This is a genomic window from Mycobacterium ahvazicum, assembly GCF_900176255.2.
Classification (GTDB): Bacteria; Actinomycetota; Actinomycetes; order Mycobacteriales; family Mycobacteriaceae; genus Mycobacterium; species Mycobacterium ahvazicum.
Map to the genome: position 1 here is coordinate 417432 of NZ_FXEG02000002.1, position 25811 is coordinate 443242.

At 65.4% G+C, this 25811-nt stretch carries 19 protein-coding genes; 15 read left to right on the forward strand and 4 right to left on the reverse strand.

Annotation, left to right across the window (positions count from 1 at the left end):
* Positions 1-5 precede the first annotated feature (5 nt).
* Entirely contained in the window at positions 6-401 is a 396-nt protein-coding gene (rplL, locus tag MAAFP003_RS04240; RefSeq protein ID WP_096284709.1) for a 50S ribosomal protein L7/L12, read from the forward strand.
* A gap of 61 nt (positions 402-462) precedes the next feature.
* Here rplL and MAAFP003_RS04245 read toward each other — a convergent pair whose 3' ends face one another.
* Positions 463-1137 carry a TetR/AcrR family transcriptional regulator gene (locus MAAFP003_RS04245; protein ID WP_096284711.1) on the reverse strand — a complete coding sequence of 225 codons (675 nt, stop codon included), beginning with the start codon at positions 1135-1137 and terminating at the stop codon, positions 463-465.
* Between the two features lie 94 nt (positions 1138-1231).
* On the opposite strand from MAAFP003_RS04245, the gene MAAFP003_RS04250 reads away from it, so the two are divergent.
* The 4 genes from MAAFP003_RS04250 to MAAFP003_RS04270 all read left to right on the forward strand — a co-directional run bounded on the left by MAAFP003_RS04250 (position 1232) and on the right by MAAFP003_RS04270 (position 11851).
* Positions 1232-2758: a carotenoid oxygenase family protein gene (locus tag MAAFP003_RS04250; protein ID WP_096284713.1), complete on the forward strand. Its 1527-nt coding sequence runs from the start codon at positions 1232-1234 to the stop codon at positions 2756-2758.
* Positions 2759-2930: 172 nt separating this feature from the next.
* On the forward strand, positions 2931-3941 hold the full coding sequence (locus MAAFP003_RS04255; RefSeq protein ID WP_207768459.1) for an ABC transporter ATP-binding protein: 1011 nt from the start codon (positions 2931-2933) through the stop codon (positions 3939-3941).
* 439 nt (positions 3942-4380) lie between these two features.
* Positions 4381-7866, forward strand: coding sequence for a DNA-directed RNA polymerase subunit beta (gene rpoB / locus MAAFP003_RS04265; protein WP_423790853.1), 3486 nt, complete (start codon positions 4381-4383; stop codon positions 7864-7866).
* 34 nt (positions 7867-7900) lie between these two features.
* Entirely contained in the window at positions 7901-11851 is a 3951-nt protein-coding gene (locus MAAFP003_RS04270; RefSeq protein ID WP_096284717.1) for a DNA-directed RNA polymerase subunit beta', read from the forward strand.
* Positions 11852-12117: 266 nt separating this feature from the next.
* On the opposite strand, the gene MAAFP003_RS04275 is transcribed toward MAAFP003_RS04270, so the two are convergent.
* The gene (locus MAAFP003_RS04275; protein ID WP_096284719.1) at positions 12118-13923 is read right to left on the reverse strand and encodes a hypothetical protein; all 1806 of its coding nucleotides are present in this window, start codon (positions 13921-13923) and stop codon (positions 12118-12120) included.
* Positions 13924-14206: 283 nt separating this feature from the next.
* Between MAAFP003_RS04275 and MAAFP003_RS04280 the strand changes: the two genes are divergently transcribed.
* The 5 genes from MAAFP003_RS04280 to MAAFP003_RS04300 all read left to right on the forward strand — a co-directional run bounded on the left by MAAFP003_RS04280 (position 14207) and on the right by MAAFP003_RS04300 (position 19163).
* On the forward strand, positions 14207-14965 hold the full coding sequence (locus MAAFP003_RS04280; RefSeq protein WP_096284721.1) for a deoxyribonuclease IV: 759 nt from the start codon (positions 14207-14209) through the stop codon (positions 14963-14965).
* Positions 14966-15021: 56 nt separating this feature from the next.
* A complete protein-coding gene (locus MAAFP003_RS04285) occupies positions 15022-16650 on the forward strand; it encodes an acyl-CoA dehydrogenase family protein (RefSeq protein WP_096284723.1) in 1629 nt (542 codons plus the stop codon).
* 85 nt (positions 16651-16735) lie between these two features.
* Positions 16736-17674, forward strand: a complete 939-nt coding sequence (locus MAAFP003_RS04290) for a crotonase/enoyl-CoA hydratase family protein (RefSeq protein WP_096290874.1) — start codon at positions 16736-16738, stop codon at positions 17672-17674.
* A gap of 2 nt (positions 17675-17676) precedes the next feature.
* Positions 17677-18399, forward strand: coding sequence for a PaaX family transcriptional regulator C-terminal domain-containing protein (locus MAAFP003_RS04295; RefSeq protein WP_096284725.1), 723 nt, complete (start codon positions 17677-17679; stop codon positions 18397-18399).
* Positions 18396-19163 carry a crotonase/enoyl-CoA hydratase family protein gene (locus MAAFP003_RS04300; protein ID WP_096284727.1) on the forward strand — a complete coding sequence of 256 codons (768 nt, stop codon included), beginning with the start codon at positions 18396-18398 and terminating at the stop codon, positions 19161-19163. Before MAAFP003_RS04295 ends, MAAFP003_RS04300 begins: the two co-directional genes overlap by 4 nt.
* 4 nt (positions 19164-19167) lie before the next feature.
* Here MAAFP003_RS04300 and MAAFP003_RS04305 read toward each other — a convergent pair whose 3' ends face one another.
* Complete coding sequence (locus tag MAAFP003_RS04305; protein ID WP_096290875.1) at positions 19168-19626, reverse strand: DUF3060 domain-containing protein; 459 nt, start codon at positions 19624-19626, stop codon at positions 19168-19170.
* Between the two features lie 82 nt (positions 19627-19708).
* A complete protein-coding gene (locus MAAFP003_RS04310; protein ID WP_423790854.1) occupies positions 19709-20137 on the reverse strand; it encodes a DUF3060 domain-containing protein in 429 nt (142 codons plus the stop codon).
* Between the two features lie 138 nt (positions 20138-20275).
* Here MAAFP003_RS04310 and MAAFP003_RS04315 point away from each other — a divergent pair, with 138 nt between their 5' ends.
* The 5 genes from MAAFP003_RS04315 to tuf all read left to right on the forward strand — a co-directional run bounded on the left by MAAFP003_RS04315 (position 20276) and on the right by tuf (position 25660).
* Positions 20276-20923, forward strand: a complete 648-nt coding sequence (locus tag MAAFP003_RS04315; RefSeq protein ID WP_096284729.1) for a TetR/AcrR family transcriptional regulator — start codon at positions 20276-20278, stop codon at positions 20921-20923.
* 279 nt (positions 20924-21202) lie between these two features.
* Positions 21203-21577, forward strand: coding sequence for a 30S ribosomal protein S12 (rpsL, locus tag MAAFP003_RS04320; RefSeq protein WP_007167812.1), 375 nt, complete (start codon positions 21203-21205; stop codon positions 21575-21577).
* Positions 21577-22047, forward strand: a complete 471-nt coding sequence (gene rpsG / locus MAAFP003_RS04325; RefSeq protein WP_096284731.1) for a 30S ribosomal protein S7 — start codon at positions 21577-21579, stop codon at positions 22045-22047. The genes rpsL and rpsG overlap by 1 nt, the downstream gene beginning before the upstream one ends.
* A gap of 87 nt (positions 22048-22134) precedes the next feature.
* On the forward strand, positions 22135-24249 hold the full coding sequence (fusA, locus tag MAAFP003_RS04330; RefSeq protein ID WP_096284733.1) for an elongation factor G: 2115 nt from the start codon (positions 22135-22137) through the stop codon (positions 24247-24249).
* Positions 24250-24469: 220 nt separating this feature from the next.
* Complete coding sequence (gene tuf / locus MAAFP003_RS04335; protein ID WP_036466681.1) at positions 24470-25660, forward strand: elongation factor Tu; 1191 nt, start codon at positions 24470-24472, stop codon at positions 25658-25660.
* The last annotated feature ends 151 nt before the right edge of the window (positions 25661-25811 follow it).

Consider the following 25811-nt stretch of genomic DNA (forward strand, 5'->3'; position numbering starts at 1 on the left):
ACACCATGGCAAAAATCTCCACCGAAGACTTGCTCGACGTCTTCAAGGAAATGACCCTGCTCGAGCTCTCCGACTTCGTGAAGAAGTTCGAGGAGACCTTCGAGGTCACCGCGGCCGCCCCGGTCGCCGTTGCCGCTGCCGGTGGCGCCGCCGCCGGTGGTGCGCCCGCCGAGGCCGCCGAGGAGCAGTCGGAGTTCGACGTCATCCTCGAGGCCGCCGGCGACAAGAAGATCGGTGTCATCAAGGTCGTCCGCGAGATCGTCTCCGGCCTGGGCCTGAAAGAGGCCAAGGACCTGGTGGACGGCGCACCCAAGCCGCTGCTGGAGAAGGTCGCCAAGGAAGCCGCCGAGGAAGCCAAGGGCAAGCTCGAGGCCGCCGGCGCGACCGTCACCGTCAAGTAGGTCAACTCGCGCACGAAGCCCCCGGCAGCCCCTAGTGGCTGTCCCGGGGGTTTTCGTGTATTCAGCGGAAAAACGCCGAACTTACCGACTGCGTCACCCGCTCGGCTGTATCTCCCAGGGCGACAAGCAGATTCGATGTCAGCGTGTTGAGTACCGGGGCGACGGCCGAGCCGTCGTCGCCGTAGTAACCGGCCAGCTCCAGCATCACGAATCCGTGTATCTGCGCCCAGAATTGGGCCGCGGTGGCCACGACGCTGGCGTCGTCGTCCGCGCCACCCACGGTGATCCGGCCGGCCAGCATGCACCGGCGCACCACCCGAACCACATGCGCGAAGCTCGGGTGATGTTGTTCGATCTCGGCAACCGTGAGCGTCAGGACGTTGCCGGCCGGCGCGTTGATGCCGTGCGCACTGGTGCTGCCGAACATCAGGCGATACATGTGTGGCCGCTCGATGGCGTACCGGCGGTACGCGGCGCCGGTGACGAACAGATCGGCGACCGGGTCCTCGGTCTGGGGCACCCGTTGCGCCTCCTCGAACTGTCGCAACCCCTCCTCGGCGACCGCCGCGATCAGCGCCTGCATTCCGCCGAAATGCGTATACACCGACATCGTCGAGGTCCCCGCTGCGCCGGCCACCTTGCGGGTCTGCAGTGCGTCGGGCCCGTGCTCGTCGAGCAGGCCGACCGCGGCGTGCAGCATCTCTTCGCGAACGCTGCGCTGAAGTTCCGAAGTCATCTCTCCAACCATCTCTGATGAGGCCTTGCCATCTTCTCACCGTCGGCGTACGGTCTCAATAACGCTGAAATATCAATGTTATAGGAGCTCAGCAGTGACTTCCACACAGACAGCCAGATCCGAGAACCCCTATCTCGAAGACTTCCTGGCGCCGGTGGACGCCGAAGTGACCGCGACCGACTTGCGGGTCACCGGGCAGATCCCCGAGCACCTCGACGGGCGCTACCTGCGCAACGGACCCAACCCGGCCGCGGAGGTGGACCCGGCCACCTATCACTGGTTCACCGGCGATGCGATGGTGCACGGCGTCGCGCTGCGCGACGGACAGGCCTGCTGGTACCGCAACCGCTGGGTCCGCACGCCGCCCGCGTGCGCCGCACTCGGCGAGCCCGAGCCCCGCGGGCTGAACCCGCGCGCCGGGATGCTGTCGGTCGCTCCCAACACCAACGTGCTGCCCCACGCCGGGCGGACCCTGGCGCTGGTCGAAGGCGGCGGCGCCGCCTACGAGCTCACCGAAGACCTGGACACCGTCGGGCCCTGTGACTTCGACGGCACCCTGTTCGGCGGCTACACCGCCCACCCGCACCGCGATCCGCGCACCGGCGAACTGCACGCGCTGTCCTATTGCTTCGGCCGCGGGCGCACCGTGCAGTACTCGGTGATCGACAACGACGGCCGCGCGCGGCGCACCGTCGACATCGAAGTGGCGGGGTCGCCGATGATGCACGACTTCTCCCTGACGGATAAGTACGTGGTGATCTATGACCTGCCAGTGACATTCGACCCGATGCAGGTCGTGCCGGCCAGCGTGCCGCGCTGGCTCAGTTCGCCCGCCCGCCTGGTGGTGCAATCGCTGCTCGGCCGGGTCCGGATCCCCGATCCGATGATGACGGCGATGAACGGCAATCGGCAGCCGGTGAATCGGATGCCCTACAGCTGGAAGAACGACTATCCGGCGCGCATCGGCGTGATGCCCCGCGAAGGTGACAACGGGGACGTGCGCTGGTTCGACATCGAACCCTGCTACGTGTTCCACCCGCTCAACGCCTACTCGGAGACGCGCGACGGGGCTCGACAACAAGAAGAGGTCCTGGTCCTCGACGTGTGCAGTTACGCGCGGATGTTCGAGCGCGACCTGCGCGGCCCCGGCGACAGCCGGCCGACACTGGATCGCTGGACGATCAACCTGACCACCGGTGCGGTTACCGCCGAACGCCGCGACGACCGTCCGCAGGAGTTTCCCCGCATCGACGAGTCGTTGCTGGGCGGCCGGCACCGATTCGGCTACGCCGTCGGACTGGACGGCGGCTACCTGTCCGGCGGCGCCACCGAGATGACCTCGGCGCTCTACAAACACGACTATGCGACGGGCTCGAGCAGCGTCGCGCCGCTGGATCCGGGTCTTTTGCTCGGCGAGATGTGCTTTGTGCCCAACCCGGCGAACGGCTCGGCGCAGCGCGCCGAGGATGACGGCGTCCTGATGGGCTACGCCTACCACCGTGGCCGTGACGAGGGGCAATTGTTGTTGCTGGACGCCCAGACTCTCGAGTCGGTTGCCACGGTTCACCTGCCGCAGCGGGTGCCGATGGGCTTCCACGGCAACTGGGCCCCCGCTGTCTGACCCTTTACCGTTGCTGCCAGGACCGTTAGCCTGCCTGCAGGGGTGGGTCTCAGGTCAGCGAATTTTTCGCTGCGGTGCTGTGCAACCATGCTGTGTGGTCCCAGGCGTGCGCTACAGTGACTCATGCCACACAAAGGGGCAGGTGGCAGCATGCGTCGACGGAAGGATCCCTATGGGCGTCGCTATCGAGGTCAGTGGTCTGACCAAGTCCTTCGGAGCCTCCAGGATTTGGGAAGACGTGACCCTGGATATCCCCGCCGGGGAGGTCAGCGTTTTGCTGGGCCCGTCGGGTACCGGCAAGTCCGTGTTCTTGAAGTCGCTGATTGGCCTCCTTCGTCCCGAACGTGGCTCGATTGTCATCGATGGCACCGACATCATCGAGTGCTCGGCCAAGGAGCTCTACGAGATCCGCACGCTGTTCGGGGTGCTGTTCCAGGACGGTGCGCTGTTCGGCTCGATGAACCTCTTCGACAACACCGCGTTCCCACTGCGTGAGCACACCAAGAAGAAGGAAGGCGAGATCCGTGACATCGTCATGGAGAAGCTCGAGATGGTGGGCCTCGGCGGCGACGAGAAGAAGTTCCCCGGCGAGATCTCCGGTGGTATGCGCAAGCGCGCCGGCTTGGCCCGCGCCCTGGTGCTGGACCCGCAGATCATCCTTTGCGACGAGCCCGACTCCGGTCTGGACCCGGTCCGTACCGCGTACCTGAGCCAGCTGATTCTGGACATCAACGCCCAGATCGACGCGACCATCTTGATCGTCACGCACAACATCAACATCGCCCGCACGGTGCCGGACAACATCGGCATGTTGTTCCGCAAGCACCTGGTGATGTTCGGCCCGCGCGAAGTGCTGCTGACCAGCGACGAGCCGGTGGTTCGCCAGTTCCTCAACGGCCGCCGCATCGGTCCGATCGGTATGTCCGAAGAGAAGGACGAGGCGACCATGGCCGAAGAGCAGGCGCTGCTCGACGCCGGTCACCACGCCGGTGGTACCGAGGAAATCGAGGGCGTTCCGCCGCAGATCACCGCGACGCCGGGCATGCCGGAGCGCAAGGGTGTGGCCCGGCGCCAGGCCCGCGTGCGCGAGATGCTGCACACGCTGCCGAAGAAGGCTCAGACGGCGATCCTCGACGACCTCGAGGGCACCCACAAGTACCAAGCGCACGAGTTCGGCGACTAGAAACCGGCTGATCCTCAGGCCCGATCGCCACGGCTTGCCGTGGTCGGGCCTGTTCGTGCGCATCGGAAGCCGCTGACCGAGGAATTCGGTAACAACTTGCCGACCCTTCCTCTTGACGAAAAGGCGTGCACAGGTCAATCTGTTGGGCAGCATGTACCCACGGGAAATTCGAGATGCCAGCCAGCGTCGACCTCCCCTGGGTGGGTAGTTGAGGAATGCGCGCGCCTGCGCTATTGTTGGACGTTGCGCTGGCTACTTCCTGCCCACCTCACTCCGCCACCTGACACCGTGGTCTTAGCCTGAGCCCCCTCTGCGGTTCAGCTATTCGTTGCGCGCGTGAGGCTCGAGCAGTTCGTTCGCCGGCTTTAAACCGAAATAATTTTGCGGCGAGCAGGTCCGGTGGTCCGGTGAGTCGCATGAGGTGCTGGAAGGATGCATCTTGGCAGATTCTCGCCAGAGCAAGACGGACTCCTCTAGTTCTAACAACTCCGTGCCCGGAGCACCTGACCGAGTATCTTTCGCCAAGCTCCGCGAACCGCTCGAGGTTCCGGGGCTTCTCGACGTGCAGACCGACTCCTTTGAGTGGTTGATCGGCTCGCCGCGTTGGCGCGAGATCGCCTCCGCCCGCGGGGACGTCAACCCGGTCGGTGGCCTCGAAGAGGTGCTGTACGAGTTGTCACCGATCGAGGACTTCTCGGGCTCAATGTCGCTGTCGTTCTCCGACCCGCGCTTCGACGAAGTCAAGGCTCCGGTGGACGAGTGCAAAGACAAGGACATGACGTACGCGGCTCCGCTGTTCGTCACGGCCGAGTTCATCAACAACAACACCGGTGAGATCAAGAGCCAGACAGTCTTCATGGGTGACTTCCCGATGATGACCGAAAAAGGCACGTTCATCATCAACGGGACCGAGCGCGTCGTGGTCAGCCAGCTGGTCCGGTCGCCCGGTGTGTACTTCGACGAGTCGATCGACAAGTCGACCGAGAAGCTGCTGCACAGTGTCAAGGTGATTCCGAGCCGCGGTGCGTGGCTGGAGTTCGACGTCGACAAGCGCGACACCGTCGGTGTGCGCATCGACCGCAAGCGTCGTCAGCCGGTCACCGTGCTGCTCAAGGCGCTGGGCTGGACCAACGAGCAGATTCACGAGCGGTTCGGCTTCTCCGAGATCATGATGTCGACGCTGGAGAAGGACAACACCGCCGGCACCGACGAGGCGCTGCTGGACATCTACCGCAAGCTGCGTCCGGGCGAGCCGCCGACCAAGGAGTCCGCGCAGACCCTGCTGGAGAACCTGTTCTTCAAGGAGAAGCGCTACGACCTGGCCCGCGTCGGCCGCTACAAGGTCAACAAGAAGCTGGGCCTCAACGCCGGCGAGCCGATCACGTCGTCGACGCTGACCGAAGAGGACGTCGTCGCCACCATCGAATACCTGGTGCGCCTGCACGAGGGCCAGCCGACCATGACGGTTCCCGGCGGCACCGAGGTTCCGGTGGAGACCGACGACATCGACCACTTCGGCAACCGTCGTCTGCGTACCGTGGGCGAGCTGATCCAGAACCAGATCCGGGTCGGCATGTCCCGGATGGAGCGCGTCGTCCGCGAGCGGATGACCACGCAGGACGTCGAGGCCATCACGCCGCAGACCCTGATCAACATCCGGCCGGTCGTCGCCGCGATCAAGGAGTTCTTCGGCACCAGCCAGCTGTCCCAGTTCATGGACCAGAACAACCCGCTGTCGGGGCTCACCCACAAGCGCCGCCTGTCGGCGCTGGGACCGGGCGGTCTGTCGCGCGAGCGCGCGGGCCTCGAGGTTCGTGACGTGCACCCGTCGCACTACGGCCGGATGTGTCCGATCGAGACTCCTGAGGGGCCGAACATCGGTCTGATCGGGTCGCTGTCGGTGTACGCGCGGGTCAACCCGTTCGGGTTCATCGAGACGCCGTACCGCAAGGTGGTCGACGGTGTGGTCAGCGACCAGATCGACTACCTGACCGCCGACGAGGAGGATCGCCACGTCGTGGCGCAGGCCAACTCGCCGATCGACGCCGACGGCCGCTTCGAGGAGTCGCGCGTTCTGGTTCGCCGTAAGGCCGGCGAGGTCGAGTATGTGCCGTCCTCCGAGGTCGACTACATGGACGTGTCGCCGCGCCAGATGGTGTCGGTGGCCACGGCCATGATTCCGTTCCTCGAGCACGACGACGCCAACCGTGCCCTGATGGGTGCCAACATGCAGCGCCAGGCGGTTCCGCTGGTGCGTAGCGAGGCGCCGCTGGTCGGTACCGGTATGGAGCTGCGCGCCGCGATCGACGCCGGCGACGTGGTGGTGGCCGATAAGGCGGGCGTGATCGAGGAGGTCTCCGCCGACTACATCACCGTGATGGCCGACGACGGCACCCGGCACACCTACCGGATGCGCAAGTTCGCCCGGTCCAACCACGGCACCTGCGCCAACCAGTCGCCGATCGTCGACGCGGGCGACCGTGTCGAGGCCGGCCAGGTGATCGCCGACGGTCCGTGCACCGAGAACGGTGAGATGGCCCTCGGCAAGAACCTGCTGGTGGCGGTCATGCCGTGGGAAGGCCACAACTACGAGGACGCGATCATCCTCTCCAACCGCCTGGTTGAGGAGGACGTGCTCACCTCGATCCACATCGAGGAACACGAGATCGATGCCCGCGACACCAAGCTGGGCGCCGAGGAGATCACCCGGGACATCCCGAACGTCTCCGACGAGGTGCTCGCCGACTTGGACGAGCGGGGCATCGTGCGCATCGGTGCCGAGGTTCGCGACGGCGACATCCTGGTCGGCAAGGTCACCCCGAAGGGTGAGACCGAGCTGACGCCGGAAGAGCGGCTGCTGCGTGCGATCTTCGGTGAGAAGGCCCGTGAGGTCCGCGACACTTCGCTGAAGGTGCCGCACGGTGAGTCCGGCAAGGTGATCGGCATTCGGGTGTTCTCGCGTGAGGACGACGACGAACTGCCCGCCGGTGTCAACGAGCTGGTCCGCGTCTACGTGGCCCAGAAGCGCAAGATCTCCGACGGCGACAAGCTCGCCGGACGCCACGGCAACAAGGGCGTCATCGGCAAGATCCTGCCGGTCGAGGACATGCCGTTCATGCCGGACGGCACCCCGGTCGACATCATCCTGAACACCCACGGTGTGCCGCGTCGTATGAACATCGGCCAGATCCTGGAAACCCACCTCGGGTGGGTCGCCAAGGCCGGCTGGAACATCGAGGGCACTCCCGAATGGGCGGCGAACCTGCCGGAGGGTCTGCGGCACGCTCAGCCGGACCAGACGGTGTCGACACCGGTGTTCGACGGTGCCAAGGAGGAGGAGCTGCAGGGTCTGCTGTCCTGCACGCTGCCCAACCGCGACGGCGACGTCATGGTCAACGCGGATGGCAAGGCGAGGTTGTTCGACGGCCGTAGCGGTGAGCCGTTCCCGTACCCGGTGACCGTTGGCTACATGTACATCATGAAGCTGCACCACCTGGTGGACGACAAGATCCACGCCCGGTCCACCGGTCCGTACTCGATGATCACCCAGCAGCCGTTGGGTGGTAAGGCGCAGTTCGGTGGACAGCGATTCGGTGAGATGGAGTGCTGGGCCATGCAGGCCTACGGCGCCGCGTACACACTGCAGGAGCTGTTGACCATCAAGTCCGACGACACCGTCGGGCGGGTCAAGGTGTACGAGGCGATCGTCAAGGGCGAGAACATCCCCGAGCCGGGCATCCCCGAGTCGTTCAAGGTGTTGCTCAAGGAGCTGCAGTCGCTGTGCCTCAACGTTGAGGTTCTGTCGTCGGACGGTGCGGCGATCGAACTGCGCGAGGGCGAGGACGAGGACCTGGAGCGCGCTGCGGCGAACCTGGGAATCAACTTGTCCCGCAATGAATCTGCGTCCGTTGAGGATTTGGCCTAATAGTTACTAAACCCGCAAGGGGAAAGGGAGTTACGTGCTCGACGTCAACTTCTTCGATGAACTCCGTATTGGCTTGGCCACCGCTGAGGACATCCGCAACTGGTCTTACGGCGAGGTCAAGAAGCCGGAGACGATCAACTACCGCACGCTCAAGCCCGAGAAGGACGGCCTGTTCTGCGAGAAGATCTTCGGACCGACTCGCGACTGGGAGTGCTACTGCGGCAAGTACAAGCGGGTCCGCTTCAAGGGCATCATCTGTGAGCGCTGTGGCGTCGAGGTAACTCGGGCCAAGGTGCGTCGGGAGCGGATGGGCCACATCGAGCTGGCCGCTCCGGTCACGCACATCTGGTACTTCAAGGGTGTGCCTTCGCGCCTCGGGTACCTGCTCGACTTGGCGCCGAAGGATCTCGAAAAGATCATCTACTTCGCGGCGTACGTGATCACCGCGGTCGACGACGAGATGCGCCACAACGAGCTCTCGACACTCGAGGCCGAAATGGTGGTGGAGCGCAAGGCGGTTGAGGACCAGCGCGACGCCGACCTGGAGGCCCGTGCGCAGAAGCTGGAGGCCGACCTGGCCGAGTTGGAAGCCGAGGGCGCGAAAGCCGATGCGCGACGCAAGGTTCGCGACGGTGGCGAGCGTGAGATGCGCCAGCTGCGCGACCGGGCCCAGCGCGAGCTGGACCGGCTGGAGGACATCTGGACGACGTTCACCAAGCTGGCTCCCAAGCAGCTGATCGTCGACGAGAACCTCTACCGCGAGCTCGTCGACCGCTACGGCGAGTACTTCACCGGGGCGATGGGCGCGGAGTCGATCCAGAAGCTGATCGAGAACTTCGACATCGACGCCGAGGCCGACATCCTGCGTGACGTCATCCGAAACGGTAAGGGGCAGAAGAAGCTTCGTGCGCTGAAGCGACTGAAGGTCGTCGCGGCCTTCCAGCAGTCGGGCAACTCGCCGATGGGCATGGTGCTCGACGCGGTTCCGGTGATCCCGCCGGAGTTGCGTCCTATGGTTCAGCTCGACGGTGGCCGGTTCGCCACGTCCGACCTGAACGACCTGTACCGCCGCGTGATCAACCGCAACAACCGCCTCAAGAGGCTGATCGACCTCGGTGCGCCCGAGATCATCGTCAACAACGAGAAGCGGATGCTGCAGGAGTCGGTGGACGCGCTGTTCGACAACGGCCGCCGCGGCCGCCCGGTCACCGGGCCGGGTAACCGTCCGCTCAAGTCGCTGTCGGATCTGCTCAAGGGTAAGCAGGGCCGGTTCCGTCAGAACCTGCTCGGTAAGCGTGTCGACTACTCCGGCCGTTCGGTCATCGTGGTCGGTCCGCAGCTCAAACTGCACCAGTGCGGTCTGCCCAAGCTGATGGCGCTGGAGCTGTTCAAGCCGTTCGTGATGAAGCGGCTCGTCGACCTCAATCACGCGCAGAACATCAAGAGCGCTAAGCGCATGGTCGAGCGCCAGCGTGCCCAGGTGTGGGACGTGCTCGAGGAGGTCATCGCCGAGCACCCGGTGCTGCTGAACCGCGCGCCGACCCTGCACCGACTCGGCATTCAGGCTTTCGAGCCAATGCTGGTGGAGGGCAAGGCCATTCAGCTGCACCCGCTGGTCTGTGAGGCGTTCAACGCCGACTTCGACGGCGACCAGATGGCTGTGCACCTGCCGCTGAGCGCCGAGGCGCAGGCCGAGGCTCGCATCCTGATGCTGTCGAGCAACAACATCCTGTCGCCCGCGTCCGGCCGCCCGCTGGCCATGCCGCGACTCGACATGGTGACCGGGCTGTACTACCTGACCACCGAGGTGGCCGGGGCCGAAGGTGAATACCGCGCGGCCGCCGATGACCAGCCGGAGCAGGGTGTGTACTCCTCACCGGCCGAGGCGATCATGGCGTCCGACCGCGGTCTGCTCTCGGTGCGGGCCCAGATCAAGGTGCGGTTGACGCAGCTGCGTCCGCCGGCCGAGGTCGAGGCCGAGCTGTTCGGCCAGAACGGTTGGCAGCCAGGCGATGCCTGGATGGCCGAGACGACCCTGGGCCGGGTGTTGTTCAACGAGCTGCTGCCGTTGGGCTACCCGTTCGTGAACAAGCAGATGCACAAGAAGGTGCAGGCTGCCATCATCAACGACCTGGCCGAGCGCTACCCGATGATCGTGGTCGCACAGACCGTCGACAAGCTCAAGGACGCCGGTTTCTACTGGGCGACCCGAAGCGGCGTCACGGTCTCGATGGCCGACGTGTTGGTTCCGCCGCGTAAGAAGGAAATCCTCGACCACTACGAGGACCGGGCCGACAAAGTCGAAAAGCAGTTCCAGCGTGGTGCTTTGAACCACGACGAGCGCAACGAAGCGCTGGTGGAGATCTGGAAGGAAGCCACTGACGAGGTCGGTAAGGCGCTGCGTGAGCACTACCCGGCCGACAACCCGATCATCACGATCGTCGACTCGGGTGCCACGGGTAACTTCACCCAGACCCGAACGCTGGCCGGCATGAAGGGTCTGGTGACCAACCCGAAGGGTGAGTTCATCCCGCGTCCGGTCAAGTCGTCGTTCCGCGAGGGCCTGACCGTGCTGGAATACTTCATCAACACGCACGGCGCTCGAAAGGGCTTGGCCGACACCGCGTTGCGTACCGCGGACTCGGGTTACCTGACTCGTCGTCTGGTGGACGTGAGCCAGGACGTCATCGTCCGCGAGCACGACTGCGAGACCGAGCGCGGCATCATCGTCGAGCTGGCCGAGCGTCAGCCCGACGGGACTCTGATCCGTGACCCGTACATCGAAACCTCGGCGTACGCACGGACTTTGGGCGCCGACGCGGTCGACGAGGCCGGCAACGTCGTCGTCGCGCGTGGCGAGGACCTGGGCGATCCGTCGATCGAGGCCTTACTGGCTGCGGGCATCACGCAGATCAAGGTGCGTTCGGTGCTGACGTGCACCACCGGTACCGGTGTGTGTGCGACCTGCTACGGCCGTTCGATGGCCACCGGCAAGCTCGTCGACATCGGCGAGGCCGTCGGTATCGTCGCCGCGCAGTCCATCGGTGAGCCCGGCACCCAGCTGACCATGCGTACCTTCCACCAGGGTGGTGTCGGTGAGGACATCACCGGCGGTCTGCCGCGGGTGCAGGAGCTGTTCGAGGCCCGGGTGCCGCGAGGCAAGGCGCCGATCGCCGACGTCACCGGGCGGGTTCAGCTCGAGGACGGTGAGCGCTTCTACAAAATCACCATCGTCCCCGACGATGGCGGCGAGGAAGTCGTCTACGACAAGCTCTCCAAGCGGCAGCGGCTGCGTGTGTTCAAGCACGAAGACGGTTCCGAGCGAGTGCTTTCCGACGGCGACCACGTCGAGGTGGGCCAGCAGCTGATGGAAGGCTCGGCCGACCCGCACGAGGTGCTGCGCGTGCAGGGCCCCCGCGAGGTGCAGATCCACTTGGTCCGCGAGGTCCAGGAGGTCTACCGCGCACAGGGTGTGTCGATCCACGACAAGCACATCGAGGTGATCGTTCGCCAGATGCTGCGCCGCGTCACCATCATCGACTCGGGTGCAACGGAGTTCCTGCCCGGTTCGCTGATCGACCGTGCGGAGTTCGAGGCGGAGAACCGCCGGGTGGTCGCCGAGGGCGGCGAGCCCGCCGCCGGTCGTCCGGTGCTGATGGGTATCACGAAGGCCTCGCTGGCTACCGACTCGTGGCTGAGTGCGGCGTCGTTCCAGGAGACCACGCGAGTGCTGACCGATGCGGCGATCAACTGCCGCAGCGACAAGCTCAACGGTCTGAAGGAGAACGTGATCATCGGAAAGCTGATCCCGGCCGGGACCGGAATCAACAGGTACCGCAACATCCAGGTTCAGCCGACCGAGGAAGCACGCGCCGCGGCGTACACGATCCCGTCCTACGAGGATCAGTACTACAGCCCGGACTTCGGTCAGGCCACTGGTGCCGCGGTTCCGCTGGACGACTACGGCTACAGCGACTACCGCTAGTTCGGCGACGATGCGGCGAGGTAACTCGCCGCTGAGGAGTCGGACAATCCGACGTAGTTCGGCGACGATGCGGCGAGGTAACTCGCCGCTGAGGAGTCGGACAATCCGACGTAATCGACAAACGAAAAAGCCCCGGGCAAGCCCGGGGCTTTTTCGTTGCGGCTGTGACCTTTCCGTCGCCGAGTGTGCGTCCGGCCTCACACTCGGCAGCGAGTGTGCGTCCAGCCTCACACTCGGCGGCGAGTGTGCGGCCAGCTTCTCCCCCGCTAGCGGGAGGTGCCCCCAACTCGCGGACTCGCTTGCGCCATCGTGCGGATCAGCTCGGAGAACTCCGCCGGCGTGTAGTTGCGGTGCCAGTGCCGAAGGTAGACATCCTTCGGCAGGATCAGCACATCCACCTCGTCCTCCGCGACGACCGTGGAGTTTCGGAAATCGCCCCGGATGACGCCGGTAACGCCCAGCGGCTCCCACGGATGGACGCGAAAGTAGTCGTAACCGCCCGACGGCCGGCCGCGCAGACCCGACGACAGCGGGACATACACAAAGCTCGCCCGGGCGCCGACTTCGGTCAGGCATTCGCCGGGCGAAAGGTGGCCCAGCCGAGCGCTTTTGAAGCCGAGTTCGGGATCGATATGGTCGGTGCGGTAGCCGCGGCTCGCGACGTTGCGCAGCAACGCCGTGCGTTCCGCAAGGTCCCAGTCGACGGCGCTGGCCGCCAGGAAGCGCCGCCGCTCCGGTTCGGGAGCGTTGCGCAGGGCAGGTACGCAGACGACGCGATCGGCCAGCGACGGAGTCCGGGCGATCACCAATTCGGCTACCAGCGGCGCGAATGCGGGATTGTCCTCGGTGTGTTCGAGGAGCAGGAAGGTGCGCCGACCACCGTTTTCGCCGGTGCCGCCGATGAAGCTGTCGACGACGTCGGCCTGGATGTCGTCGACGATGACCGACGCGTTGCGAGCGGCGCGGCGCATCGCCTCGTCCGATCCGAAGCTGCCCCGGAAGAAGGCGAAACGCAGGTCGCCTTCGTGGGTGACTTCGCAGACCTCGAGATTGGCCTCGCCGGCATTGATCGGATTGTCGCCCTCGACGAGGTAGGTTCGCCCCTCCCGGTCGTGCAGGGCGTAGACGGCGTTCGCCGTGCGCTGATCGATGAAAATCTGGTAGTTGCCCGAGGTCCTCAGATGGGTGCCGCGCTGTCGCAGGGCATCGGCGCACCGCAGGCAGCGGATGGTGTCCACGACATCGGCGACGAACTCTTGGGCTTGCGGCGCAACGACTTCCAACCACGCAAACGCTGTGCTCTCGAAGTCATCGTAATGGCGAGCCAGCAGCTGCACCCGGTGCTCGTCCAATGACTCAGGCGCGGCCGCGCGCTGCAGCGCGGTCTCGTGATGTGCATGCCGATCGTCGCTGCGGCTCTTGTTCAGCTGCTTCGCGTGGTAGAGCGCCTCCAGCGGATGGCTCAGGATATGCAACATTCTGTCGCGCAGCGCCGCGGTGTCGTTGAGCACCGCCGCGGGCACGGAACTCTTGCTGTGCGCGTAGCCCAGCGAGGCTAGCTCACGCAGGATCCGTTGCGGGGGCCCGTCGAACAGACCGGCGTTGGTCAGGCGCAGCACCCGCCACGCCAGGTTCCCGACGTTCTCCTCCCACAGGATGTCGACGATCTCGTCGAAGACCCCGCCGAAAGCCTCATGTCCGCCAAACTCCGCATGAACGGCCCGCCCAAAGGGATTCAGGTCTGACATCCCGATGTCGTGGACGTAGGCGAGTAGACAGCCGTAGCTCGTCATGAAATCCAGGCGACGCGGTGGCCGCTCGGCGATCTTGACGCCCGACACGTTGGCGATCATGTCGACGATGCGACGGGCGACGTCACGCATGTGCATCACGCCGTGATCGGTGAACAGCGCAAGGTGGCTGATCGGGTCCTCCAGAAAGGCCGGATCCTTGGCCACCTCCTCGAGGGTCAGGCTCGCATTCACCTTCGAGTAGTAATTGCGTTCGATGAGTTCACGAATGCGGGCAGGAAGCAGCAGATCCAGCGCGGCGTCCGCGTCCGCCGGCGTCATACCGGCTCCGCCGGTTGCGCGTCCGCTGGCTCGAGCGGCTTCGAAAGCGTCTCTGCCGGAACGGAACTGAACCTACGCTCGGCACGGTCGGCAACGACCGCGTCCAGCGAGCAGGCGCGGAGATCGAGGATGAGTTCGGATTCGTCGAGCTGGTGTGTGCAAGGCAATCGAATCCACCGCCGAATCGGTCGAGCATCCGTGTTAGCTCCGACGATCTCACGTCCGGGCGCCGCGGTCCAGCGCAGTTCCCGGCGGCCGGGCCCGGAAACGTAGACTGTCCGATGTGCTGATCGGTTCGCACGTCAGTCCGCAAGACCCGCTGGCCGCAGCGGAGGCCGAGGGCGCTGACGTTGTACAGATATTCCTCGGCAACCCGCAGAGCTGGAAAGCCCCTAAGCCCCGCGAGGACGCGGCCGTGCTGAAGGCGGCGGCGCTACCGATCTACGTGCACGCGCCCTACTTGATCAACGTCGCGTCGGCCAACAACAAGGTGCGGATCCCGTCGCGCAAAATCCTGCAGCAGACCTGCGACGCGGCCGCCGACATCGGCGCGGCGGCGGTCATCGTGCACGGTGGCCATGTTGCCGACGACAACGACCTCGACGAGGGTTTTGTGCGCTGGCGCAAGGCGCTGGACCAACTGGAATCCACCGTGCCGGTGTATCTGGAAAACACCGCCGGCGGCGACCACGCGATGGCCCGCCACTTCGACACGATCGCCCGGCTGTGGGATGTCATCGGCGACAGCGGAATTGGCTTCTGCCTCGACACCTGCCACACCTGGGCGGCCGGTGAGGCTCTGGTGGGTGCCGTCGAGCGCATCAAGGCCATCACCGGCCGGATCGATCTGGTGCACTGCAACGACTCCAAGGACGAGGCCGGGTCGGGGCGGGACCGCCATGCCAACCTGGGCACCGGCCAGATCGATCCCGAGTTGCTGGTCGCGGCGGTCCACGCCGCCGGGGCGCCGGTGATCTGTGAAACCTCCGACGAGGGCCGCAAGGACGACATCGCGTTCCTGCGAGACAAGACCACGGGCTGACCACGGCTGGCATTACACCTCTTGTGCGGTTGTTGGAAAAATGTAATATGAGTGGCATGTCAGACACGCATGTCGTCACCAATCAGGTTCCGCCGCTGGAGAACTACAACCCGGCGACGTCACCGATGCTCGTCGAGGCCCTGATCCGCGAGGGCGGCCAGTGGGGCATGGAGGAGGTGCACGCGGTCGGGGCGTTGTCGGCCAGTCACGAGGCCCAGCGCTGGGGCGAGCTCGCCGACCGCAATCGGCCCATCCTGCACACCCACGACCGCACCGGGCACCGTGTCGACGAGGTCGAGTTCGACCCGGCCTACCACGAGTTGATGCGTGCGGCGATCGCGCACGGCATGCACGCCGCGCCGTGGGCCGACGACCGCCCGGGCGCGCATGTGGTGCGCGCCGCCAAGACTTCGGCGTGGAACGTCGAGCCGGGCCACGTCTGCCCGATCTCGATGACGTACGCCGTCGTCCCGGCGCTGCGCTACAACCCCGAGCTGGCAGCCATTTACGAGCCGCTGCTGACCAGCCGCGAGTACGACCCGGAGCTCAAGCTGGCCGCCACGAAGGCCGGCATCACCGCGGGCATGTCGATGACAGAGAAGCAGGGTGGCTCCGACGTGCGCGCCGGGACCACGCAGGCGACCCCCAACGGCGACGGCACCTACAGCCTGGTCGGTCACAAATGGTTCACCTCGGCGCCGATGTGTGACATCTTCCTGGTCCTCGCGCAGGCGCCCGGCGGCCTGTCGTGCTTCATGTTGCCGCGCATCCTGCCCGACGGCACCCGCAACCGGATGTTCCTGCAGCGCCTCAAGGACAAGCTCGGCAACCATGCCAACGCTTCGAGTGAAGTCGAATACGACGGCGCCACCGCCTGGCTGGTCGGCGAGGAAGGTCGCGGCGTGCCGACCATCATCGAGATGGTCAACCTGACCCGGCTGGACTGCACCCTGGGTAGTGCCACCAGCATGCGGACCGGGCTCACCCGCGCCATCCATCACGCCCAGCACCGGAAAGCGTTCGGCGCCTACCTGATTGACCAGCCGCTGATGCGCAACGTGCTAGCCGACCTGGCCGTGGAGGCCGAGGCCGCCACGATCGTCGCGATGCGGATGGCCGGTGCCACCGACAACGCGCTGCGCGGCGACGAGAAGGAGGCGCTGCTACGCCGGATTGGCTTGGCGGCCAGCAAGTACTGGGTGTGCAAGCGTTCCACCCCGCACGCTGCCGAAGCGCTGGAATGCCTGGGCGGCAATGGTTATGTCGAAGAGTCCGGCATGCCGCGCCTGTACCGCGAGGCGCCGCTGATGGGCATCTGGGAAGGCTCCGGCAACGTCAGCGCACTGGACACCTTGCGCGCCATGGCAACTCGGCCCGAATGTGTCGAGGTGCTCTTCGCCGAGCTGGACGAGAGCACGAGCCAGGACCCGCGGCTGGGCAGCCACGTCGAACGGCTGCGCCAAGACCTGAGCGATCTGGAAACCATCGCCTACCGCGCCCGCAAGGTCGCCGAGGACATCTGCCTGGCCCTGCAGGGCTCGCTGCTGGTGCGCCACGGCCACCCCGCCGTGGCGGAGGCATTCCTGGCGACCCGGCTCGGCGGTGCGTGGGGCGGCGCGTTCGGCACCATGCCGACCGGGCTCGATCTGGCACCCATCCTGGAGCGAGCCCTGGTAAAGGGCTGAGCCACAACATGACCTGCGCCATCGACAATAGCGAAATGAGCGATGAGGTGGGGGCACCACCCGCTTGCGGGGGAGAGTGGCGCCCGTGACCCACGCGATCAGGCCGGTCGATTTCGACAACCTGAAGACGATGACCTACGAGGTCACCGACCGGGTGGCGCGGATCACCTTCAACCGGCCGGAAAAGGGCAACGCGATCGTCGCGGACACCCCGCTGGAGCTCTCGGCGTTGGTCGAGCGGGCCGACCTCGATCCAGGAGTGCACGTCATTCTGGTATCCGGTCGCGGGGAAGGCTTTTGCGCGGGCTTCGACTTGTCCGCCTACGCCGACCGCACCGGCTCGGCCGGTGGCACCGGCACCTATGAGGGCACGGTGCTGGACGGTAAGACCCAGGGCATCAACCACATGCCGGATCGCCCGTGGGACCCGATGATCGATTACCAGATGATGAGCCGGTTCGTGCGCGGGTTCTCCAGCCTGATGCACGCCGACAAGCCGACGGTGGTCAAGATCCACGGGTACTGCGTAGCCGGCGGCACCGATATCGCGCTGCATGCCGACCAGGTGATCGCCGCCGCCGACGCCAAGATCGGCTACCCGCCCACCCGGGTGTGGGGTGTTCCGGCCGCGGGCCTATGGGCCCACCGCCTCGGTGACCAGCGCGCCAAACGTCTTCTGTTCACCGGTGATTCGATCACGGGTGCACAGGCCGCCGAGTGGGGACTGGCCGTCGAGGCGCCGGATCCGAAGGACCTCGATGAGCGCACCGAACGGTTGGTGCAACGCATCGCGACGGTCCCGATCAACCAGCTGATCATGGTCAAACTCGCGCTGAATTCCGCGCTGCTGCAACAGGGTGTGGCCACCAGCCGGATGGTCAGCACGGTATTCGACGGTGTGGCTCGGCACACCCAAGAGGGACACGACTTCGTCGCCGACTCCGTCGAGCACGGTTTCCGCGAAGCGGTGCGGCATCGCGACGAGCCGTTCGGTGACTACGGCCGGCGCACCTCCGAGGTCTAGCCATGCCGAACATGACGGCCCGGTCGGTGGTGCTGAGCGTGCTGCTCGGGGCGCACCCCGCCTGGGCGACTGCGAGCGAATTGATCAGGCTGACAGCCGATTTCGGGATCAAGGAAACGACGCTGCGGGTCGCGCTGACCCGCATGGTCGGTGCCGGCGATCTGATTCGCTCGGCCGACGGGTACCGGCTCTCGGATCGGTTGCTGGCCCGCCAGGCCCGCCAGGACGAGGCGATGCGGCCACCCACCCGGGCCTGGCACGGAGACTGGCACGTCGTGATCGTCACCAGTGTGGGCACCGACGCCCGCACCCGGGCCGCGCAGCGAGCCAGCATGTACCGCAAGCGTTTCGGTGAACTTCGCGAGGGCGTCTGGATGCGGCCCGACAACCTCGAGCTCGACTTGGAGCCCGACGTAGCCGACCGGGTGCGGGTGCTCAAGGCTCGCGACGACGCACCCGAGCAGCTGGTCGCCGAACTGTGGGACCTGCCCGCATGGGCGCAGGCCGGGCGACGCCTGGTCGACGAAATGGCCGGAGCCCGCGACATTCCCAGCAGGTTCATGGTGGCCGCGGCGATCGTGCGGCACCTGCTGACCGACCCGATGCTGCCTGCCGAACTGCTGCCCGACGATTGGCCGGGTGCGCGGCTGCGCAGCGTCTACCACGACTTCGCGACCGAATTGCTGCAGCGGCGCGATACAACTCAACTTCAGGAGGCGAGATGACCGATCCGGTGCGAGTGGAGCGGAACGGCCCGGTGACGACGGTGATCCTGAACCGGCCAGCCGCGCGTAACGCCGTGAACGGCCCGACGGCCGCGGCGCTGTACGAGGCTTTCGACGAATTCGACCGCGACGATTCCGCGTCGGTGGCCGTGCTGTGGGGCGACGGCGGAACCTTCTGTGCGGGAGCCGATTTGAAGGCATTCGGCACGCCGGAAGCCAACTCGGTTCACACGACCGGTCCCGGCCCGATGGGCCCGTCGCGAATGGTGTTGTCCAAACCCGTGATTGCCGCGGTGAGCGGTTACGCCGTCGCGGGCGGCCTGGAGCTGGCTCTCTGGTGCGACATGCGGGTGGCCGAGGAGGATGCGGTGTTCGGGGTGTTCTGTCGCCGCTGGGGAGTGCCGCTGATCGACGGTGGCACCGTGCGGCTGCCGCGCCTGATCGGGCACAGCCGGGCGATGGACATGATCCTGACCGGCCGCGGTGTCAAAGCCGACGAAGCGCTCGCGATGGGACTGGCCAATCGCGTTGTCCCCCAAGGCGAATCGCGACAGGGCGCCGAGGATTTGGCCGCAGAATTGGCCGCCCTGCCCCAGCAGTGCCTGCGAGCGGACCGGCTTTCGGCACTAGAGCAGTGGGGCCTGTCGGAATCGCAGGCAATGGAACAGGAATTCGCCAGTATCGCCAAAGTCGCCGCGGAAGCCAACGAGGGGGCCGGGCGGTTCGCGGCCGGCGCCGGACGGCACGGGGCGCCGGCCAGCTAGCCGGTCAGCTCGCCTTGTTGATGGTGTTGCCCGAGCCGAGGTTGTCGACCTTTGGCTCACCATCCTTGTAAGTGATCGTGTTGTCCAGCCCCAGCACCGTGATGCGGGTATCGACCTTGTCGATGGTGATCTTGTTGTTGGCGCCGCCGACATTGACCGTCTGGCAGTTGCCGGTGACCGTCAGGGTGTTGTTGGAACCAGCGACATTCAGCGATTTGCCGGTAGCGCAGTCAAGGGTTGCCGTCGTCCCCATCGAGCCGTAGTTCAGCGTGTTCCCGATTTCGACGGACGCCGTGGTGCTTTCGCTACCCGACGTCGTCGGCGCGGCCGCGCCCGTGGTCGTGGTCGTGGTGGTGGTGCTGCTCTTCGTCGTCGTGCTCGGGTTTCCCGGAGGGTTAGCGGTCGAACTGCAACCGGACAGCACTACCGCCGCGACGGCCGGCGCCAGAGCGAATACCGCCAGCCGCGGCGATCGGTCAGTGATGTGGACGCGCAATGACAATGTGTTCCCCTCCTTGGTGTCCCCAACGGGAAGTCGCGGTGCCTCAGGCAGGCACCTGCTGCAGCCGGTTTACCATTCCCAGCTCTCGGCCGCGGTCCCAGAGGATCGGCGAACCGTTGTGAAAGAAGACGGTCTGGTCGTAGCCGTACACCGTGATGTCGTGCGTGACCGAGTCCGCGATGATCGTGTTGCCCGAGCCCATCACCGTCACCGCCCAGCAGTTGCCGAGCGCGTTGACCGAGTTCCCGGTGCCGTTGACGATCAGGGTTCCGTCGTTGCAATCCAGGGTTTGCGTGGTGTTCTGCCCGATGACGTGCGTGTCGCCGTTCTTGGCGTGCGCGGCCGGCGGCGGCGCGGCGAGTGCGGCCGCAAGCGCGATGACACAGGTTGCAAGCGACCCGGCGACGGTTCTCCGGTGCACCGCGGCCCCCTTCGTGTCGGCGGGGATCTGCTGGACTGAGCCTACGTGCATTTGCCTGCTCGATGGCAAATAATTTTCCTCGCGGCCAACTGCGAGCCGCTCGGGTTACCTCCGAGTAGATTGGCGACTCTGTCAACTAGAGTCATTAGTTGACCTCCACCTATTCACCGCAATCGAGGGGCGACCGCCATGGCAGTTCATCCGGAACAGCCGACGGCGGGAGGGCGCCAGCGTGGCGGCAGGTCCGGATCCCGGCCGGGAAAGCTGAGCCGGGACGGCATCGTCGATGGCGCACTGACATTCCTGGACCGCGAGGGCTGGGACTCGCTGACCATCAACGCGCTGGCGACCCAGTTGGGCACCAAGGGGCCGTCGCTCTATAACCACGTGGACAGCCTGGAGGACCTGCGTCGCGCCGTTCGGATCCGGGTCATAGACGACATCATCATGATGCTGAACCGGGTCGGGGAGGGGCGGGCCCGCGATGACGCGGTGCTGGTCATGGCCGGGGCTTACCGCAGCTATGCCCATCACCACCCCGGGCGGTACTCGGCCTTCACCCGGATGCCGCTGGGCGGCGATGACCCTGAATACACCGCGGCAACCCGGGGTGCGGCCGCGCCGGTGATCGCGGTGTTGTCCTCGTATGGCCTCGACGGCGAGGAGGCGTTTTTCGCCGCGCTCGAATTCTGGTCCGCCCTGCACGGGTTCGTCTTGCTGGAAATGACCGGTGTCATGGACGACATCGACACCGATGCGCTGTTCACCGAAATGGTGTTGCGGCTGGCAACGGGTTTGGACAGGCGCACCGCGCCGGGCGGCGCCGCGCCGAAGTAGCGGTCCACCGCGGGCGCGCGCCGGGTTGAGCGGTTGCGTCCAGCGGCCGCTTTGACCTGTTCGACCAGCGGCGGGTATTGTGGTGGCTCGTGCCTGGCGGCTTACGGCGCCTGACGTAAGGAAGTGGATGCCGGGCGAATTCGCATGTCCACCAAGTATCGGATGACTCCGGTGCTGAGCGGGTGCGACACACCCGGCCGCGGGGTAGTGCGGCGGGGAAAAACTGCAGTACAGAGACTTAAGAGCAGCAAGAAGACTTCGAACACAGAAAGCCAGTAGATGCCAACCATTCAGCAGCTGGTCCGCAAGGGTCGCCGCGACAAGATCGCCAAGGTCAAGACCGCGGCCCTGAAGGGCAGCCCGCAGCGCCGTGGCGTATGCACCCGCGTGTACACCACCACCCCGAAGAAGCCGAACTCGGCACTTCGGAAGGTCGCGCGTGTGAAGCTGACGAGCCAGGTCGAGGTCACCGCCTACATCCCGGGTGAGGGCCACAACCTGCAGGAGCACTCGATGGTGCTGGTGCGTGGCGGTCGTGTGAAGGACCTGCCCGGTGTGCGCTACAAAATCATCCGCGGTTCGCTGGACACCCAGGGTGTCAAGAATCGCAAGCAGGCTCGCAGCCGTTACGGCGCCAAGAAGGAGAAGAGCTAATGCCGCGCAAGGGGCCCGCGCCGAAGCGTCCGCTGGTCAACGACCCGGTCTATGGATCGCAGCTGGTGACCCAGCTGGTCAACAAGGTCCTGCTGCAGGGGAAGAAATCGGTCGCTGAGCGCATTGTTTATGGTGCGCTCGAGCAAGCTCGCGATAAGACCGGTACCGATCCGGTGATCACGCTCAAGCGCGCTCTCGACAACGTCAAGCCCGCCCTGGAGGTGCGCAGCCGCCGCGTCGGTGGTGCGACCTACCAGGTGCCCGTCGAGGTGCGTCCGGACCGGTCCACCACGCTGGCGCTGCGCTGGCTTGTCAGCTTCTCCCGGGCCCGCCGGGAGAAGACGATGATCGAGCGGCTGGCGAACGAGATCCTGGACGCCAGCAATGGCCTCGGGGCTTCCGTCAAGCGGCGTGAGGACACCCACAAGATGGCCGAGGCCAACCGCGCCTTCGCGCACTATCGCTGGTAGAGCCCAAGCGGGCGCCAAACTGGCAGAGTGGCCGGGCGTAAACCGACAGCGAACTAACAACGCAATCGAAAGAGTGGGAAGACTTCTGTGGCACAGAAGGACGTGCTGACCGACCTGACCAAGGTCCGCAACATCGGCATCATGGCGCACATCGACGCCGGTAAGACGACGACGACGGAGCGCATCCTCTACTACACCGGTATCAGCTACAAGATCGGTGAGGTCCACGACGGCGCTGCCACCATGGACTGGATGGAGCAGGAGCAAGAGCGCGGGATCACCATCACCTCCGCCGCCACCACCTGCTTCTGGAACGACAATCAGATCAACATCATCGACACCCCCGGGCACGTCGACTTCACCGTGGAGGTGGAGCGCAGTCTGCGCGTGCTCGACGGTGCCGTTGCCGTGTTCGACGGCAAGGAGGGCGTCGAGCCGCAGTCCGAGCAGGTGTGGCGTCAGGCCGACAAGTACGACGTGCCGCGGATCTGCTTCGTCAACAAGATGGACAAGATCGGCGCCGACTTCTACTTCTCGGTCCGCACGATGGAAGAGCGCTTGGGCGCCAACGTCATTCCGATTCAGCTGCCCGTCGGCTCCGAGGGCGACTTCGAAGGCGTCGTCGACCTGGTCGAGATGAAGGCCAAGGTCTGGAGCGCCGAAGCCAAGCTGGGCGAGAAGTACGACGTCTTGGACTTATCCAGCCTCCCGGCCGACTTGCAGGAGAAGGCCGACGAGTACCGCACCAAGCTGCTCGAGGCCGTCGCCGAGACGGACGAGGCGCTGCTGGAGAAGTACCTGGGCGGCGAAGAGCTCAGTGTCGCCGAGATCAAGGGCGCTATCCGCAAGCTGACCATCAGCTCGGAGGCCTACCCCGTGCTATGCGGCAGCGCGTTCAAGAACAAGGGCGTGCAGCCCATGCTGGACGCGGTCATCGACTACCTGCCCTCGCCGCTGGACGTGCCGCCGGCCGTCGGCCACGCGCCGGGCAAGGAAGACGAGGAGATCACCCGCAAGCCGTCGACCGACGAGCCGTTCTCGGCGCTGGCCTTCAAGGTCGCGACGCACCCGTTCTTCGGCAAGCTGACCTACGTCCGGGTGTACTCGGGCAAGGTCGATTCCGGCAGCCAGGTCATCAACGCCACCAAGGGTAAGAAGGAGCGGCTCGGCAAGCTGTTCCAGATGCACTCCAACAAGGAGAACCCGGTGGAGACCGCGTCGGCGGGCCACATCTACGCGGTGATCGGCCTCAAGGACACCACCACCGGTGACACCCTGAGCGACCCGAACCAGCAGATCGTGCTCGAGTCGATGACCTTCCCCGACCCGGTCATCGAGGTGGCCATCGAGCCCAAGACGAAGAGCGACCAGGAGAAGCTGTCGCTGTCGATCCAGAAGCTCGCCGAGGAAGACCCGACCTTCAAGGTGCACCTGGACCAGGAGACCGGCCAGACCGTCATCGGTGGTATGGGCGAGCTGCACCTGGACATCCTGGTGGACCGCATGCGCCGCGAGTTCAAGGTCGAGGCCAACGTCGGTAAGCCGCAGGTGGCCTACAAGGAGACCATCAAGCGGGCGGCCAACAACGTCGAGTTCACCCACAAGAAGCAGACGGGTGGCTCGGGCCAGTTCGCGAAGGTGATCATCAACCTCGAGCCATTCACCGGCGAGGACGGTGCGACCTACGAGTTCGAGAACAAGGTCACCGGTGGTCGCATCCCGCGGGAATACATCCCGTCGGTTGACGCGGGTGCCCAGGACGCCATGCAGTACGGCGTGCTGGCTGGCTACCCGCTGGTGAACCTGAAGGTCACCTTGCTCGACGGTGCCTACCACGAGGTTGACTCCTCGGAAATGGCGTTCAAGATCGCAGGGTCACAGGTGCTGAAAAAGGCTGCGCAGCAAGCCCAGCCGGTGATCCTCGAGCCGATCATGGCGGTCGAAGTGACCACACCCGAGGACTACATGGGTGACGTGATCGGCGACCTGAACTCCCGCCGTGGCCAGATTCAGGCCATGGAGGAGCGGGCGGGTGCGCGCGTCGTTCGGGCGCACGTCCCGCTGTCGGAGATGTTCGGCTATGTCGGCGACCTGCGGTCCAAGACACAAGGCCGGGCGAACTACTCCATGGTGTTCGACTCGTATGCCGAGGTTCCGGCGAACGTCTCGAAGGAGATCATCGCGAAGGCGACGGGCGAGTGAGTGTCAACTCACGAGTTCGGAGCCGAGCAATCCGTCGGGCGGAAGGCGACGGGCGAGTGAGTGTCAACTCACGAGTTCGGAGCCGAGCAATACGTCGGGCGGAAGGCGACGGGCGAGTGAACACCAGCTCGGAGTAACCTAGCCCGGTTACCACCGCGGCACTTACAACAACATCAACACTGCTTTTCAAAAGCACCAATCAGTCCAGGAGGACACACAAGTGGCGAAGGCGAAGTTCGAGCGGACGAAGCCGCACGTCAACATCGGGACCATCGGTCACGTTGACCACGGCAAGACAACCCTGACCGCGGCGATCACCAAAGTCCTGCATGACAAGTACCCGAACCTCAACGAGTCGCGCGCCTTCGACCAGATCGACAACGCGCCCGAGGAGCGTCAGCGCGGTATCACGATCAACATCTCCCACGTGGAGTACCAGACCGACAAGCGTCACTACGCCCACGTCGACGCCCCGGGTCACGCCGACTACATCAAGAACATGATCACCGGTGCGGCCCAGATGGACGGCGCGATCCTGGTGGTCGCCGCGACCGACGGTCCGATGCCGCAGACCCGCGAGCACGTGTTGCTCGCGCGTCAGGTCGGGGTGCCCTACATCCTGGTAGCCCTGAACAAGGCCGACATGGTCGACGACGAGGAGCTGCTCGAGCTCGTCGAGCTGGAGGTCCGCGAACTGCTGGCCGCCCAGGAATTCGACGAGGAGGCCCCGGTCATCCGCGTCTCGGCGCTCAAGGCGCTCGAGGGTGACGCCGAGTGGGTCAAGTCCGTCGAGGACCTGATGGACGCCGTCGACGAGTCGATTCCGGACCCGGTCCGCGAGACCGACAAGCCGTTCCTGATGCCCGTCGAGGACGTCTTCACGATCACCGGTCGTGGCACCGTGGTCACCGGTCGTGTCGAGCGCGGCGTGATCAACGTCAACGAGGAAGTCGAGATCGTCGGCATCAAGCCGACCAGCACCAAGACCACGGTCACCGGTGTGGAGATGTTCCGCAAGCTGCTTGACCAGGGCCAGGCCGGCGACAACGTCGGGCTGCTGCTGCGTGGTATCAAGCGTGAGGACGTCGAGCGCGGCCAGGTTGTGGTCAAGCCCGGCACCACCACCCCGCACACCGAGTTCGAGGGCAGCGTCTACATCCTGTCCAAGGACGAGGGCGGTCGGCACACGCCGTTCTTCAACAACTACCGTCCGCAGTTCTACTTCCGCACCACCGACGTGACCGGTGTGGTGACGCTGCCGGAGGGCACCGAAATGGTGATGCCCGGTGACAACACCAACATCTCGGTGAAGCTGATCCAGCCCGTCGCAATGGACGACGGTCTGCGGTTCGCGATCCGTGAGGGTGGCCGCACCGTCGGCGCCGGCCGGGTCGTCAAGATCATCAACTAGTTCCACAGCACGGGGCCCGGACTCGCCGATCTCGGCGGTCCGGGTCTTGTGCTTTCTGGCCCGCCCGAAAGCTCTGCACACCTGGTCAGCGAATTTCCGGTAAGATCTTGCGATGTCCAGTCTGAAATTGACGGTTCGGGAATTTGACCGT